General features: G+C 68.4%; 15 protein-coding genes. 9 read left to right on the top strand and 6 right to left on the bottom strand.

The window, feature by feature from the left end; translation table 11 throughout:
- Nucleotides 1-2 precede the first annotated feature (2 nt).
- Nucleotides 3-1484 (bottom strand): MATE family efflux transporter, encoded by a 1482-nt coding sequence (locus NKI68_RS09940; protein WP_254542897.1) that lies wholly within the window; start codon nucleotides 1482-1484, stop codon nucleotides 3-5.
- Nucleotides 1485-1622: 138 nt separating this feature from the next.
- On the opposite strand from NKI68_RS09940, the gene lipA reads away from it, so the two are divergent.
- A complete protein-coding gene (lipA, locus tag NKI68_RS09935; protein ID WP_254542896.1) occupies nucleotides 1623-2558 on the top strand; it encodes a lipoyl synthase in 936 nt (311 codons plus the stop codon).
- A 15-nt stretch (nucleotides 2559-2573) separates the two neighbouring features.
- Here the strand turns inward: lipA and NKI68_RS09930 are convergent, their stop codons facing one another.
- Nucleotides 2574-2813, bottom strand: coding sequence for a hypothetical protein (locus NKI68_RS09930; RefSeq protein WP_254542895.1), 240 nt, complete (start codon nucleotides 2811-2813; stop codon nucleotides 2574-2576).
- Between the two features lie 154 nt (nucleotides 2814-2967).
- Here NKI68_RS09930 and NKI68_RS09925 point away from each other — a divergent pair, with 154 nt between their 5' ends.
- The 6 genes from NKI68_RS09925 (at nucleotide 2968) to lpdA (ending at nucleotide 9190) form a co-directional block, all read left to right on the top strand.
- A complete protein-coding gene (locus tag NKI68_RS09925) occupies nucleotides 2968-3120 on the top strand; it encodes a hypothetical protein (protein ID WP_254542894.1) in 153 nt (50 codons plus the stop codon).
- The gene (locus NKI68_RS09920) at nucleotides 3117-3506 is read left to right on the top strand and encodes a type II toxin-antitoxin system VapC family toxin (protein WP_254542893.1); all 390 of its coding nucleotides are present in this window, start codon (nucleotides 3117-3119) and stop codon (nucleotides 3504-3506) included. The genes NKI68_RS09925 and NKI68_RS09920 overlap by 4 nt, the downstream gene beginning before the upstream one ends.
- A 421-nt stretch (nucleotides 3507-3927) precedes the next feature.
- On the top strand, nucleotides 3928-5031 hold the full coding sequence (pdhA, locus tag NKI68_RS09915; protein ID WP_254542892.1) for a pyruvate dehydrogenase (acetyl-transferring) E1 component subunit alpha: 1104 nt from the start codon (nucleotides 3928-3930) through the stop codon (nucleotides 5029-5031).
- A complete protein-coding gene (locus NKI68_RS09910) occupies nucleotides 5028-6029 on the top strand; it encodes an alpha-ketoacid dehydrogenase subunit beta (protein WP_256562579.1) in 1002 nt (333 codons plus the stop codon). Before pdhA ends, NKI68_RS09910 begins: the two co-directional genes overlap by 4 nt.
- Nucleotides 6030-6032: 3 nt before the next feature.
- Nucleotides 6033-7619, top strand: coding sequence for a dihydrolipoamide acetyltransferase family protein (locus NKI68_RS09905; protein ID WP_254542891.1), 1587 nt, complete (start codon nucleotides 6033-6035; stop codon nucleotides 7617-7619).
- Nucleotides 7620-7765: 146 nt separating this feature from the next.
- Nucleotides 7766-9190: a dihydrolipoyl dehydrogenase gene (gene lpdA, locus NKI68_RS09900; RefSeq protein WP_254542890.1), complete on the top strand. Its 1425-nt coding sequence runs from the start codon at nucleotides 7766-7768 to the stop codon at nucleotides 9188-9190.
- A 58-nt stretch (nucleotides 9191-9248) separates the two neighbouring features.
- Here the strand turns inward: lpdA and NKI68_RS09895 are convergent, their stop codons facing one another.
- On the bottom strand, nucleotides 9249-9728 hold the full coding sequence (locus NKI68_RS09895; protein ID WP_254542889.1) for an SRPBCC family protein: 480 nt from the start codon (nucleotides 9726-9728) through the stop codon (nucleotides 9249-9251).
- Nucleotides 9729-9895: 167 nt separating this feature from the next.
- Between NKI68_RS09895 and pheA the strand changes: the two genes are divergently transcribed.
- Both pheA and NKI68_RS09885 read left to right on the top strand, forming a co-directional pair.
- Complete coding sequence (pheA, locus tag NKI68_RS09890; RefSeq protein WP_254542888.1) at nucleotides 9896-10702, top strand: prephenate dehydratase; 807 nt, start codon at nucleotides 9896-9898, stop codon at nucleotides 10700-10702.
- Nucleotides 10703-10734: 32 nt separating this feature from the next.
- Nucleotides 10735-11145, top strand: a complete 411-nt coding sequence (locus NKI68_RS09885; protein ID WP_254542887.1) for an Hsp20/alpha crystallin family protein — start codon at nucleotides 10735-10737, stop codon at nucleotides 11143-11145.
- A gap of 56 nt (nucleotides 11146-11201) precedes the next feature.
- Here the strand turns inward: NKI68_RS09885 and NKI68_RS23560 are convergent, their stop codons facing one another.
- The 3 genes from NKI68_RS23560 to leuS form a co-directional block, all read right to left on the bottom strand.
- Nucleotides 11202-11333: a hypothetical protein gene (locus tag NKI68_RS23560; protein ID WP_256562578.1), complete on the bottom strand. Its 132-nt coding sequence runs from the start codon at nucleotides 11331-11333 to the stop codon at nucleotides 11202-11204.
- Nucleotides 11334-11402: 69 nt separating this feature from the next.
- The gene (locus NKI68_RS09880) at nucleotides 11403-12197 is read right to left on the bottom strand and encodes a hypothetical protein (protein ID WP_254542886.1); all 795 of its coding nucleotides are present in this window, start codon (nucleotides 12195-12197) and stop codon (nucleotides 11403-11405) included.
- An 83-nt stretch (nucleotides 12198-12280) separates the two neighbouring features.
- Entirely contained in the window at nucleotides 12281-14950 is a 2670-nt protein-coding gene (gene leuS / locus NKI68_RS09875; protein WP_254542885.1) for a leucine--tRNA ligase, read from the bottom strand.
- Nucleotides 14951-15031: the final 81 nt, after the last annotated feature.

The following is a 15031-nucleotide window of genomic DNA, read 5'->3' as shown; positions in this document are numbered from 1 at the left end:
GATCAGTCGGCCGCGACGCCCTCCTCGGGGAGGTCGAACAGCCCGTTCTCGGCGGAGTAGTGGTAGTACGCGCCGAGGCCGACCGCCGCGACGACGTTCGAGACGGTGACCGCCCAGAAGACGGCCTCGACGCCCGTCACGAGCACCAGTCCGCCGACGACCGCGATCGGGAGGCGCACGCCCCAGTACTGCAGGAGGCTGGCGACGAAACTCGTCCGGGTGCGACTCGCCCCGTTGAACCCCGCCTGGAAGAGGTAGGCCGCGCCGATCGCGGGGTATCCGACGGCGAGGATCCGGAGGTAGAGAACCGTGAGGTCGAGCGCACGCCCCTCCAGTTGCGGGGCGAGCGCGTCGACGATGACCGTCGGCGCGAACCACTGGGCGACGCCGAGCGCGCCGAGGACGAGGGCGGCGACGGCGGCACCGCGCCAGGTCGCCGCGCGGGCGCGCTCGACCAGCCCCGCCCCGAGGTTCTGTCCGACGACGCTCTGGGCGGCCTGCTGGAGGCTCGACGACGGGATCGTGGCGACCCCCGCGACGCGGAACCCGACGAAGTACGCCGCGAGGCCCGCCGCGCCGCCGAGGGTGAACGCGACGACCACGAGCACGAGGTCGGCCATCTGCTTCGCGACGTGCTGTCCGGCGACCGGGAGACCGACGTCGAACAGTTCGCGGAACTCCGGGACCTCGACGTCGAACGCCTCCCGGGAGAGCATCCCGCCGTTGCGCCCGGCGAGGAGGAACGTCGCGCCGAGGAGGAACCCGAGCGCGTAGCCGACGATCGTCGCCAGCGCCGCCCCCTCGACGCCCAGCCCCGCGAAGCCCGTCGCGTCGTACAGCGAGGCGGAGAGCCCCTCGAGACCGAGCGCCGCGAGCGCGGGGTTCACGTCGAAGCCGAAGATGAGGATCGGATCGAGCAGCGCGTTGACGCCGATCGCGAGGAGGTTCATGTAGAGCGCGACGCGCGCGTCGCCCCAGCCGACGAACGCGGCCTCGGTGGTGTCGGAGAGCGTGAGCACCGGCAGCCCGAGCATCAGGACGCTGAAGTAGCCGACGGCGAGCGACTCGACGGACTCGACGGCCGCGTCCGGCCGCGTGCTCGTGATCAGGTCGACGAGCGTCGGCGCGAGCGCGACGGCGAGCAGACCGACCCCGAGGCCCAGTCCGAGCGCGGTGAGGAACCCGGTGGCGGCCCCTCGACGCGCGCCCGAGGCGTCGTCCGCGCCGATCCGCTGGGCGACGAGCACCTGCGTCCCCACGAACGGGATGAAGAGCGCGACGCCGAAGACGAGCGCCTGCAGCGGCGTCACCAGTCCGACGGCCGCGACGGCCGCGTCGGCGTTGGCGAGGCGACCGACCCAGAACAGGTCGATGATCTGCTGGAACACCTGGACGACGTTCTGCACGAGCAGCGGGGCCGCAAGCACGAGGAGCGCCCGCAGGACCGGCCCCTCGGTGATGTCGTCGGACGAGAGGTCGAGCATTTATGCACTGTTTTAGCATAACAGTTATTAATTTTTGCAATTCATTTGATGAGTAGCGACGAACGCGACGATCGACGGACGGCGGCCGTCTCCCGGGTGAACCGCAGGTTTTAGTCCGAGGCCGTCGGAGGAGGGCGTATGAGTCACGCGCGCAAGCCCGACTGGCTGAAGATGCGGCCGCCGTCGGGCCAGCGCTTCGCCGAGATCAAGCGGACCCTCCGGGACCGCGACCTGCACACGGTCTGCGAGGAGGCCAACTGTCCGAACCTCGGGGAGTGCTGGAGCGGGCGCGACGGGCCGGGGACGGCGACGTTCATGCTGATGGGCGATCGCTGCTCGCGGGGCTGTAACTTCTGCGACGTGAAGACCGGCGGGATGGAGCCGCTCGACGAGGACGAACCGGCGAACGTCGCCGAGGCGGTGACCGAGATCGGTCTCGACTACGTCGTGCTCACGTCGGTGGACCGGGACGACCTGCCGGATCAGGGGTCCGGCCACTTCGCGCGGACGATCCGCGAGATCAAGGAGCGGGACCCCTCGATCCTCGTGGAGGTGCTGATACCGGACTTCCGGGGCGATCCGGAGTGCGTCGACCGCATCGTCGACGCGCGGCCCGACGTGATCGCGCACAACGTCGAGACGGTCGAGCGCCTCCAGTGGCCCGTGCGCGACCGGCGGGCGAACTACGAGCAGTCGCTCTCGGTGCTCGAGCGGGTCGACGAGGAGTCGACGATCTACACCAAGACCTCGCTCATGCTCGGCGTCGGCGAGTACGACCACGAGGTCTACCAGACGATGGGCGACCTCCGGGAGGTGGGCGTCGACGTCCTCACCTTCGGCCAGTACCTCCAGCCCTCGCGCCGCCACCTGGAGGTGAGCGAGTTCGTCCACCCCGACAAGTTCGACACGTGGCGCGACGTGGCCGAGGAGGAGTTCGACTTCCTCTACTGCGCCAGCGGTCCACTCGTCCGGTCGTCGTACAAGGCGGGCGAGCTGTTCGTCGACGCCCTCCTCCGGGAGGGCCGGAGCGTCGAGGAGGCGCGCGCGGTCGCCCGGGCGGAGACGGGCGACTGAGCGCGCTCGGCGGTCCTACGACCGACCGACGGCGTCGTCGGGGTCGCCCGACGACTGGACGTCGACGTGGTGGACGGCCGCGGGCGACAGGAGGCGACCGGTCGGGAGGTCGACCCAGCCGTTCGCACGGACGCGAACGGGTCCCTCGTGGAGGACCGCCCGCCCGTCGGCGTCGCCGTAGACGGTGACGTCGTCGTACTCCTCCTCGAACAGGTCCGCGAGGGATTCCCAGACGGAGTCGGTCGAGACGACCATGGACGACGTTCAGGTCAATCGATAATAAGGATGGCGTAGAGCGTGGTGATGGGTGCTGACGTCCCCGCTCGAAATTCGAGCGACTCTCGACCGATAACGATCGTGAAGCCGTTCCACCAGCAAGCTTTTCCAAGCAGCAGTTCAATCAAATTGCATGAGCCTCACTACGGACGACTTCAAGCCGTTCATGACTTCGGACTCCGAAGATGATACGACTGTCCCGCTCGGCGATGCACTCGCGGAGTTGGCTGTCGATATCGATGTCGATTCCGTAGAGGCCGTTCGTGACGTTCGAGAACGGTTATGAAACTACTTCTCGACACGAATATTCTGATTGCTGCAGTTACACGTGATACTAAACGATCCGACGACGCAATCGAAGTACTCAACGAAGCCGACGAAACGTACGTCTCTGTGCTGAGTTTAATGGAGACCCGGAGCGTTCTGACGAAAAAGAAGCAGTTCGAACGCGACCGGATCGATCGAATCGAGGCTCGGATCATCTCCCGCACCACGGTCACGTTCCCTGATGCATCAGACATGATGGCAGCCAACGAACTCCAGTCCGAGACGCTTCTTTATCCGATGGACGCCCTCATCCTCACAGCCGCCGATGCCATCGATGCTACCCTCGTTTCGTTCGATAACGAACTGGTCGAACACGGTGCAGAACTCCCTACTAACGTGATCTAACCCCACCTCAGAGATGCCGTCGATCGGCATTTCGAGGAACTGCTTGCCGTCCGTTCCCATCCCGTACCATCTGATCCACCAACTCTCGGAGCGAAAGCGATCTCTCGGAACACGCTCTAGCACTCTCGTAGCGTGATGCGGTGCGCGAGACTACATCTTCCTCGCACCCCGACCGTTCGAGGACCGTCTCCGCAGATCCGAACGAACGATCGTCCAGAACTCCGGCATCGGGGTCGCGTCTGACGCCGTTTCGTCCAATTTTCGTCCGTAGAATTCCTGATGTCGTCGGATAGTTTCCGATCTCCTCGACACAGTTCGACGGTATCCCCGTTCGGGCGGCAAGAATCAGCATAAGAGAAACGTTTTTACGAAACTACTATACTGCCAGCGGCGGGACTCGTGGTATGTCATGGAGGGCGGTATGAGTACGCTCCAGCGCGATCCCCGGGAGCGCGTGCAGGTCCTCGACGAGGACGGGCGCGTGCTCGAGGGAGCCGAGGTGCCCGACCTCGACGACGAGTCGATGGTCGAGATGTACAGGCAGATGCGGCTGGCGCGCCACTTCGACACGCGCGCGGTGAGCCTCCAGCGCCAGGGTCGGATGGGTACCTACCCGCCGCTGTCGGGGCAGGAGGGCGCACAGATCGGGTCGGCGTTCGCGCTCGACGCGGACGACTGGCTGATCCCGAGTTACCGCGAGCACGCCGCCGCCTACACGCGCGGCGTCGGCTTCGAGGAGACGCTTCGCTACTGGATGGGCGACGAGCGCGGGAACCGGATGGCCGGCCAGAACGTCTTCACCATCGCCGTCCCGATCGCGACGCAGATCCTCCACGCCACCGGCCTCGCGTGGGCGGCGAAGCTCAAGGGCGAGCGCCAGGCGTTCCTCTGTTACTTCGGCGACGGCGGCACCAGCGAGGGCGACTTCCACGAGGGACTCAACTTCGCGGGCGTCTTCGACACGCCGACGGTCTTCTTCTGCAACAACAACCAGTGGGCCATCTCGGTCCCTCGCGAACGCCAGACCGCGAGCGAGACGATCGCCCAGAAGGCCATCGCCTACGGGTTCGAGGGGGTCCAGGTCGACGGAATGGACCCGCTCGCGGTCTACCAGGTGACGCGCGACGCCGTCGAGAAGGCAAAGGATCCCGGCGACGGGGAGAGCCGGCCGACGCTGATCGAGGCGGTCCAGTACCGCTTCGGCGCGCACACGACCGCCGACGACCCCTCGGTCTACCGCGAGGAGGAGGAGGTAGAGGAGTGGAAGCGCAAGGACCCGATCCCGCGGCTGGAGTCGTTCCTCCGCGACCGGGGCGTCCTCAACGACGAGCGCGTGGACGCCGTCACCGAGTCCGTCGAGGCGGAAGTCGCGGAGGCGATCGACGTCGCCGAGTCCATCGAGCGGCCCGACCCGGCGGACATGTTCGCGTACGTCTACGCGGACATGCCAGAGCGCCTCCGCCAGCAACTCGACTACCTGGAACGACTCCGCGAACGCCACGGCGACGAGGAACTACTAGAATGAGTCAACAGGAGCAACGGACGGCGACGCAGAACCTCACGCTCGTGCAGGCCGTCCGCGACGGTCTGCACGGGGAGATGGAGCGCGACGAGGACGTGATCGTGATGGGCGAGGACGTCGGGAAGAACGGCGGCGTCTTCCGCGCCACGCAGGGACTCTACGACGAGTTCGGCGGCGACCGCGTCATCGACACGCCGCTCGCGGAGTCGGGCATCGCCGGCACCGCGGTCGGGATGGCGGCCTACGGCCTCCGCCCGGTCGCGGAGATGCAGTTCTCGGGGTTCATGTACCCCGCCTTCGACCAGATCGTCAGTCACGCCGCCCGGCTCCGAAACCGGTCGCGGGGACGCTTCTCCTGTCCGCTGGTCGTGCGCGCCCCCTACGGCGGCGGCATCCGCGCGCCCGAGCACCACTCCGAGTCGAAGGAGGCGTTCTACGTCCACGAACCCGGCCTGAAGGTCGTCGTCCCGAGCACGCCCTACGACGCGAAGGGGCTGCTCGCGAGCGCGATCCGCGACCCGGACCCGGTGATCTTCCTCGAGCCGAAGCTCATCTACCGCGCGTTCCGCGAGGCGGTACCCGACGAGACGTACACCGTCTCGCTCGGCGAGGCCGACGTGCGCCGCGAGGGCGAGGACGTGAGCGTGTTCACGTGGGGCGCGATGACGCGGGCGACGATGGAGGCCGCTGAGAACCTGGCCGGCGAGATCGACGTCGAGGTCGTCGACCTGCGGACGCTCTCGCCGCTCGACGAGGCGACGATCGTCGAGTCGTTCGAGAAGACGGGCCGCGCGGTCGTCGTCCACGAGGCCCCGAAGACCGGCGGGCTGGCCGGCGAGATCACCGCCACCCTCCAGGAGGAAGCGCTGCTGTACCAGGAGGCACCGATCACGCGCGTGACGGGCTTCGACGTGCCCTTCCCGCTGTACGCGCTGGAGGACTACTACCTCCCCGAGGCCGCGCGCATCGAGGACGGTATCCGGGAGGCCCACGAGTTCTAGACCATGGCGACGCGAGAATTCAAGCTCCCGGACGTTGGCGAGGGGCTGACGGAGGCGGAGATCGTCGGCTGGCTCGTCGAGGAGGGCGACGCGGTCACGGAAGACCAGCCGGTCGCGGAGGCCGAGACCGACAAGGCGGTCGTCGAGGTCCCCTCCCCCGTCGACGGGACGGTGAAGGAGATCCGCGCCGAGGCGGGCGAGGTCGTCCCCGTCGGCGAGGTCATCATCGTCTTCGAGACCGAGGGCGGCGAGGCGGCCGAGGAACCCGAGACCGGGCGACCGGAACCCGAGGCGGCGGCGGGTGCCGCGGAGGAGGTCCCCGGCGGCGGGACCGAGGAGGTGTCAACCCCCGAGGGACGCGTCTTCGCCGCACCCAGCGCGCGGCGGCTGGCGCGCGAACTCGGCGTCGACATCGCCGAGGTGGAGGGGTCCGGCCCCGGCGGACGCGTCGGCGAGGCCGACGTGCGCGCGCACGCCGAGGGCGCGGGCGAGGCCGAGGCGTCCCAGGCCCCCGAACCGGAGGCAGAGCGCGGGGGATCCGCCGCCGGCCGCGCGAGCGACGACGGCGCGGGGGCGGGGGGGGCGGACGTGAGTGCGCCCGCCGCCTCGGCCGTCGAGGTGGCCGAGCGGGATCGGACGCTCGCCGCCCCCGCCACGCGGCGACTGGCCGAGGAGCGCGGCGTCGACCTGAACGCCGTCCCCACCGACGAGGAGCGCGACGGCCGGCCGTTCGTCGCGCCCGAGCAGGTCGTCGCCTACGCCGAGGCCCAGGAGGAGGCTCAGGCCGCGGACGCCGCCGCGATCGGTGCGGCACCCGCTGGCGTCTCGCCCGAGCGGTACGAGGCCGCCGAGGACGAGCGCGTCCCCTACCGCGGCATCCGGCGCACCATCGGCGCGCAGATGGCGCGCTCGAAGTACACCGCGCCGCACGTCACCCACCACGACGAGGTGGACGTGACCGAACTCGTCGCGGTCCGGAGCGAACTGAAGGAGGTCGCCGCCGAGCGCGGCGTCTCGCTCACGTACATGCCGTTCGTCATTCGGGCGGTCGTCGCGGCGCTGCGCGAGTTCCCCTACCTCAACTCCACGCTCGACGAGGAGGCGGAGGAGATCGTCCTCCGGAAGGACTACAACGTCGGCGTCGCCGTCGCGACCGACGCGGGGCTGATGGTCCCCGTCATCCGGAACGCGGACCGGAAGGGCATGCTACGGCTGTCCTCGGAGCTGAGCGACCTCGTCGAGAAGGCCCGCGAGCGCACCATCTCGCGCGAGGAGATGCAGGGCGGGACGTTCACCATCACCAACTTCGGGGCGATCGGCGGCGAGTACGCCACCCCCATCATCAACTACCCCGAGACGGCCATCCTCGGGCTGGGCGCGATCAAGAAGAAACCGCGCGTGGTGGAGAGCGACGCGTCGGGGGCCCACCGAGAGAACGGGACGGCCGTGAGCGGCGAGGTCGTCCCGCGCTACGTGATGACGCTCTCGCTCTCCATCGATCACCGCGTCATCGACGGCGCGCAGGCCGCCGCCTTCACGAACCGGGTGATGGAGTACCTGGAGGACCCGTCGCTACTCCTGCTGGAGTAGGCCGGCGGCGACTTCGTTTCTCGTTTCTCCGTGCCGGCGATCGCGAGTCGGTGACCTCGGAAGCCCTCGCGTTCAGCCCGGCAGGGCAAACCCTCCGCGAGGAAACCCATACAGCCTTACCCCGCGCGGCAAATACTGCACACGTCATGGTGGTCGGAGACATCGCGACTGGAACGGAGGTCCTCGTCGTCGGCGCGGGACCCGGCGGGTACGTGGCCGCCATCCGCGCCGCGCAACTGGGGCTGGACACGACGCTCGTCGAGCGGGACGCCTACGGGGGGACCTGTCTGAACTACGGCTGCATCCCGTCGAAGGCGCTGGTGACGGCGTCGGACGTCGCCTACGCCGCCCGGGAGGCGGAGGAGATGGGCATCCACGCCGACCCCGCCGTGGACATGAAGGGGATGGTGTCGTGGAAGGACGGCGTCGTCGATCAGTTGACGGGGGGCGTCGAGAAGCTCTGTAAGGCCAACGGCGTCAACCTCGTCGAGGGGACCGCGGAGTTCGCGGACGAGCGCAAGGTGCGCGTCGCCCACGACGGCGAGGGACAGGGCTCGGAGTCCATCGAGTTCGAGCACGCGATCATCTCGACCGGCTCGCGGCCCGTCCAGATCCCGAACTTCGAGTTCGACGGCGAGTACGTCCTCTCCTCGCGCCACGCGCTGGCGCTCGACACGCTCCCGGAGAGCCTCGTCGTCGTGGGCGCGGGCTACATCGGGATGGAACTCGGCACCGTCTTCGCGAAGCTCGGGACGGACGTCACCGTCGTCGAGATGCTCGACTCGGCGCTGCCCGGCTACGAGGACGACGTGGCGCGGATCGTCCGGAGCCGCGCGGAGGACCTCGGCATCGAGTTCCACTTCGGCGAGGCCGCGAAGGACTGGGAGCGCTCGGGCGACGGCATCACCGTCCGCACCGAGGACGGTGAGGGCACCGTGAGCGAGTTCGGCGCGGAGAAGGTGCTGGTCGCGGTCGGGCGTAGCCCCGTCACGGACACGCTGAACCTGGAGGCGGCGGGCGTCGAGACCGACGAGCGGGGGTTCGTCCCGACGGACGACCGCGCGCGGACCAACGTCGAGCACGTCTACGCCGTCGGCGACGTCGCGGGCGAGCCGATGCTCGCGCACAAGGCGATGAAGGAGGGCCAGGTCGCCGCGGAGGTCATCGCCGGCGAACCGTCGGCGCTCGACTACCAGTCGGTCCCGGCCGCGGTGTTCACCGACCCCGAGATCGGCACCGTCGGCATGACGGAGGCCGAGGCCGAGGAGGCGGGCTTCGAACCCGTCGTCGGCCAGATGCCGATGCGGGCGAGCGGGCGCGCGCTGACGATGAACGAGGGGGACGGTTTCGTCCGCATCGTCGCCGACGGGCCGAGCGGGTTCGTCCTCGGCGCGCAGATCGTGGCCCCGGAGGCCTCCGAACTGGTCGCCGAACTCACTCTGGCGATCGAGATGGGCGCGACCCTGGAGGACGTCGCCGCCACCATCCACGTCCACCCGACGCTCTCGGAGGCGGTGATGGAGGCCGCGGAGAACGCACAGGGCCACGCGATCCACACGCTGAACCGCTGATCGAGGTATCGGGCCCGCCCGCCGTCACCCGTAAGCGGCGGACGACGACCACCTACTCCTACTCGTCGAGGTAGCGCCGCCACTCCTCCGACTCGGCGACGCGTCGTAGCTCCGCGTTGACCACTTCGAGGATCTGTTCGAGATACCCCTCGAAGTAGACGGCGTCGACGACCTCCCCGAACGGACCGAGCGGCGACTCGAACGTGTAGACGTCGCGGAGGAGCGTCCCATCCCCCTCTCGGGGTTCGAAGAAGCGGTCGTGGATGAGGCGCTCGAACGGGCCCTCGGTCATGCGCTCGCGAAAGTGTCGCGGGCGGCTGTACGTGGAGAGCTTCATCGTGTAGGAGACGGGGACGCCGAAGAAGCGACCGCGCCAGACGAGCGAGGTCCCCGGCCGCAGGAAGTCGCCGGTCACGCCGGCGGCGGCGCGGAGGCGGTACGGTCGGAGCGCGTTCTCGCGGAGGGTGACGCACCGCGCGAGGTCGAAGACGCGCTCCGCTGGCGCATCGATCGGCGTTGCGAGACGGATGGTCGTCATCGACGGCGCGCGACCCCCGGTCGCTCGGGGGTGGTAATCGGCAGTGCCCCTGTCAACGACGAAGGAAACCAGCCACGGGGGAAAAAGGGTTGCGACCGATCGGACGACCGCCCCCCGTCGTACCGATCCGCCGACGCGTTTTAGGCCCCTCTCGACGACGAAGGCCCATGAAGGCCATCACGCTCGGTCCGGAGGGGACGTACTCCCACCGGGCCGCGCGCGCAATCGCCGAGGAGGTCACGTTCGCCGAGTCGGTGACCGACATCGTCGAGGCGGTCGCCGAGGGGCGCGTCGAGCGGGGCGTCGTCCCGATCGAGAACAGCATCGAGGGGAGCGTCACCGAGAGCCTCGACGCGCTCGCCACCCACGACGTGGCCGTCGTTCAGGAGATCGTCACGCCGATCCGGCACGCCCTGCTCGCCCAGCGCGAGGACTTCGAGGTGGTGGCCAGCCACGCGCAGGCGCTCGCACAGTGTCGCAGCTACCTGGAGGAGAACTACCCGCACGTCGCCCGGGAGGCGGTCGCCAGCACCGCCCGCGGCGTCGAACAGGCGCGGGAGGACCCGTCCGTCGCCGGGATCGGGCACCCCGACAACGCGGGCGACGGACTGCGCGTGCTCGCCGAGAACATCCAGGATCGCACGTCGAACGCGACGCGCTTCGTCGTCGTCGCCCCCGAACACGAGCGCGAGGAGGCGGGCGGGAAGACCTCGCTGGTGGTCTACCCGAACACGAACTACCCCGGCCTGCTGCTGCGACTGCTCGAACCGTTCGCCGAGCGGGACATCAACCTGACGCGCGTCGAGTCCCGCCCGAGCGGCGAGCGCCTCGGCGACTACGTGTTCCACGTCGACGTCGCGGCGGGCCTGTACGAGGAGCGCACGCAGGAGGCCATCGACGCCGTCGAGGGGATCGTCGAGGACGGCTGGGTCCGTCGCCTCGGGTCGTACGACACTCGGCACGTGCTGTACTAGAATTTATCCGGGATGGAGGCGTACGAGCGAATATGCCCCGTCGAAACCCGTTCGAGGAGATCGAGCGCATGTTCGAGGAGATGAACGAGGGACTGCGCACCTTCGACACCGGCCTCACGCAGGGCGTGCCCATCGACGTCGTCGAGACGGACGACTCGTTCGTCGTCACCGCCGACCTCCCCGGCTACGAGAAGTCGGACATCGACGTTCGGCTGTCGGGATCGACGCTCGTCGTCTCGGCGGAGCGCTCCGCCGAGGAGGAGGAGGCGGAGGAGGGAAGCTACGTCCGCCGCGAGCGCACGCGCGAGTCGGTCACCCGCAGCGTCCGCCTGTCCGAGCGGGTCGACCCGTCCTCGACGAACGCGAGCTACAACAACGGCGTCCTGACGGTCACGCTCTCGAAGGAGAGCACCGACAGCGGGGAGTCGATCCCCATCGAGTGATCCCCGTCGGGGAGTCGCAGTCACGGATCCCCGTCGGACGATCCGCGACCGGACGATCAGTACAGCGCGGCGATCTCGTCCGCGGTTCGAGCGGCGAGCGCCCGCCACCCGTCGGGGCGCTCCGCGCCGCGCTTCGGCGGATCGAGCGCGAACTCGACGGCGTGATACGAGTGCGTTAGCTGCGACACACGTAATAAAGGAGTGCTCTCTCTCCGTTTACAGACAGGCCCGCCGCGAGAGACGACGATGCGATCGTCTCAGTACTCGATCACCGGACGCGGTTCGAACGTCACTGTTCGATCCGGCCAGACGACGATCGAGAACGGCTTCGCGTCCGTTTCCGTCTTCGGAGACCACCGATACTGATACGACGTCGAATCGACGGTTACGGTGACGAGATAGGTACCCGGCTGTTCGGTTACCCGGTAGATTTCATAGCCCGAAGTAGGTTCCAGGTCGTACGTCGCGTCGAGCGCCGATTCGGGCGAACCGTTCCCCACGTACTCTATGGTAACCGTGATAGATACGCTATCGTCGTCGAAATTCAGCACGCTGAACGACCCGAACGCCTCCTGGGGGGTGTCCTGTGAGGACCGGTTACTCTCGAAAGGGGTTTCGACGACCCTCTGTTCGGGGTTGATTCGCAGGGTAGAGGTGTTCGTTACCACGTAATCGGTATCGTCGATCCCCATGTCCTGATGCTCTGCCGCTTCACCGTCCCCGTCTAGATCGTAATACGAAGCGCCGCCGCATCCGGCTCGGAGGTAGTACCCCATCTTCGTATTGTTCACCAGCATTGCGTTACACCTCAGTTCAGCGTTGGAGAAATTTTCGTCGATCAAGCCGTTGTACCGCTGGACCCGCTCGTACTGTTCAAGATAATCGACGACGGAGTCGTTGGTTACCGTATCCGGGCGATCCGGCGTCGGTTTCGGTGTGACGGGTGATCGATCGGGTGTAGACGGCGAACCGCCGTTTTCCACGGGACCAATACAACCGGCAGAAACGACGAGGGCGGCGAGGGTAACGATTAGAAGCGTGGACCTCAACATGGAGGTGCACGTATATTTGGAGCTGGTAAATATTTTGTACCCTGCTATATCTCTCCCACTACGCGAAGCCGACCAGAGCGCCCTCAGTCGATCCGGATCGCCGGCCGCCCGGGGCGGGCCTTGCCGGCGAGGTCGTCGCTCGCGTCCCCAGCGCGGGTGACGCGAACCTCGGCGTCGAACTCCCGTTCGAGCAGCCACGCCGCGCGCCGGAGCGCCTCGTACTCCCGCTCGGGTGCCAGCGCGGGCGTGAGCGACTGCCGCTCGTCCTGGAGGTCCTGACCGTAGGACGCCGCGGCGTCCCCCTGCGCCCGGATCTCCTCGTCGCCCATGATCTCGCCGATGACGTTCGGCGCGTCGCTCTCGATCGCGATGGAGAGCGCGCGGTGCTTCCACTCGGGCGCGACGACCACCTCGATGCGCTCGGGGTCGTCGATGCCCGCCACGTCGACGATCTGGCGGACGTCGCCCCGGGTGTTCTCCACGAGGCGGCGGACGCGCTCGCGGTCGCGCACGTCGCGCTCGGGTTCGGGCCACGGGGCCTCGGCGACGAAGCCGTCGGCGTCGAGTTCGCGCCACAGCTCCTCGCTGACGTGTGGAGCCACCGGCGCGAGGAGCTTCACGACGGCGCGCAGGCCGCGCTCGAACGTCTCCGCGTGGGGCGTCGCGTGCTCGCGGTACCGTCGCAGCAGGCGCGCGAGCGACCGCGTCTCGCGGATCGCGGTGTTGAACGTGAGCGTCTCGAAGTCCTCGGTGGCCGCCGCGACGGTGGCGTCGATCTCGCGGGCGACGTACTCGGCGACCTCGTCGCGCTCCCCGGTCGCCGCCGCGGGATCGAACGCCTCGACAAGCTCGGCGAACCGCTGGAGGAAGGCGTGGGCGGACTGGACGCCCTTGTCCGACCAGTCGAAGTCGCGCTCGGGCTGGGCGGCCTGGAGGGTGAACAGACGGGCGGTGTCCGCGCCGTAGCGCTCGACGATCTCGAGCGGCGAGACGCCGTTGCCCTTGCTCTTCGACATCTTCTCGCCGTCGGCGAGCACCATCCCCTGCGTGACGAGGTTCGAGAACGGCTCGCGGTGCTCGAGCATGTCGAGGTCCGCGAGGACCTTCGTGACGAACCGCGAGTAGAGCAGGTGCATCACGGCGTGCTCGATGCCGCCGACGTACCGGTCGACGGGCATCCAGTCGTTCGCGCGCGCGACGTCGTAGGGCGCGTCCGTCGCGTCCGGCGAGACGTAGCGCAGGAAGTACCACGAGGAGTCCATGAAGGTGTCCATCGTGTCCGTCTCGCGCTCCGCCTCGCCGCCGCACTCGGGGCAGGTCGTGCGGACGAACTCCTCGACCGCGGCGATCGGGTTGCCCGTGGTCGGGACGAACTCGGGCAACTCGACGGGCAGGTCCTCCTCCGGGACGAGGACGGGACCGCACTCCGGGCAGTGGACGACCGGTATCGGCGTCCCCCAGTAGCGCTGCCGGGAGATGCCCCAGTCGCGCAGGCGGTACTGGACGTGCTCCGCCGCGCCCTTCACGTCGGCGACCAGCCGCTCGCGCGCGGCGGCGCTCTCCATGCCGGAGTACCGCCCGCTGTTCACGAGCACGCCGTCCTCGGTGTAGGCCGCCTCGCTCACGTCCGGAATCTCGATGTTCCCGGCCGATCGGGCGCGCTCGTCCGCGCGCCCGTCCGCGGGTGCGATCACGGGAACGATGTCGATTCCCTGCGCCTCCGCGAAGGCGTGGTCGCGTTCGTCGTGGCCCGGCACGCCCATCAGCGCGCCCGTGCCCACGTCCGAGAGGACGAAGTCGGCGACGAAGACGGGCACCTCGTCGCCCGTGACGGGGTTCGTCGCGGTGAGGTCGGTGCGCACGCCCTGCGGGGTGTCGCCCTCGGGGTCGGCCACCTCCTCGACGAAACGACGCACGTCCTCGTCCTCCTCGGCGAGCGCTTGCGAGATCTCGTGACCCGGCGCGAGCGCGAAGAACGTGACGCCGTGGATCGTGTCGATGCGAGTGGTGAACACCTCCACGGGGCCGTAGTCCTCGATATCAAACTCAAGCGTCGCGCCGGGCTGGCGGCCGATCCAGTTGCGCTGCATCTGCCGGACGTTGTCCGGCCAGCCGTCCAGGTCGGAGAGCGCCGCCTCGAGTTCGTCGGCGTACTCGGTGATCTTCAGGAACCACTGGTCCAGTTCCCGGCGCTCGACGGGCGTGTCACAGCGCCAGCACAGCTCCGCCTCGCCCTCCACCTGCTCGTCGGCGAGCACCGTCTCGCAGGAGGGACACCAGTTGACCTCGCTGGCCTTCCGCTCCACGAGGCCGGCCTCGAAGAAGCGCTCGAAGAGCCACTGGTTCCAGCGGTAGTACTCGGGCTGGCAGGTGGCGATCTCGCGCTCCCAGTCGTAGCCGAAGCCCATCGCCTGCATCTGCTCGCGCATCCGCTCGATGCAGTCGAGCGTCCAGTCTCTGGGGTTGGTATCGTGCTCGATGGCCGCGTTCTCGGCGGGCAGACCGAAGGAGTCCCACCCCATCGGGTGGAGCACCTCCTCGCCCCGCATGCGCTCGAACCGCGCGTAGGCGTCCGTGATGGTGTAGTTCCGGACGTGGCCCATGTGCAACTCGCCGGACGTGTAGGGGAACATCCCGAGCACGTAGGTCGGGTCCTCGGCGTCGTCCGGCGTGCGGTAGACCCCCGCGTCGGCCCACCGCGCCTGCCACTTCCGCTCGATCTCGGCGTGGTCGAATCCTCGTTGTTCCTGCATAGATGGAGAGGGAGTTGCGGTACCTAGTCGGGCCGGGGTTCTTTATGTTGTCATTCGACGGTGAGGGAGTGGCGGGTAACG

Origin of the sequence: Halomarina pelagica, from assembly GCF_024228315.1 — an archaeon.
GTDB classification, from domain to species: Archaea; Halobacteriota; Halobacteria; order Halobacteriales; family Haloarculaceae; genus Halomarina; species Halomarina pelagica.
Note: the sequence above shows the minus strand (reverse complement) of the source record. Positions and strands in the feature narration are given on the sequence as shown.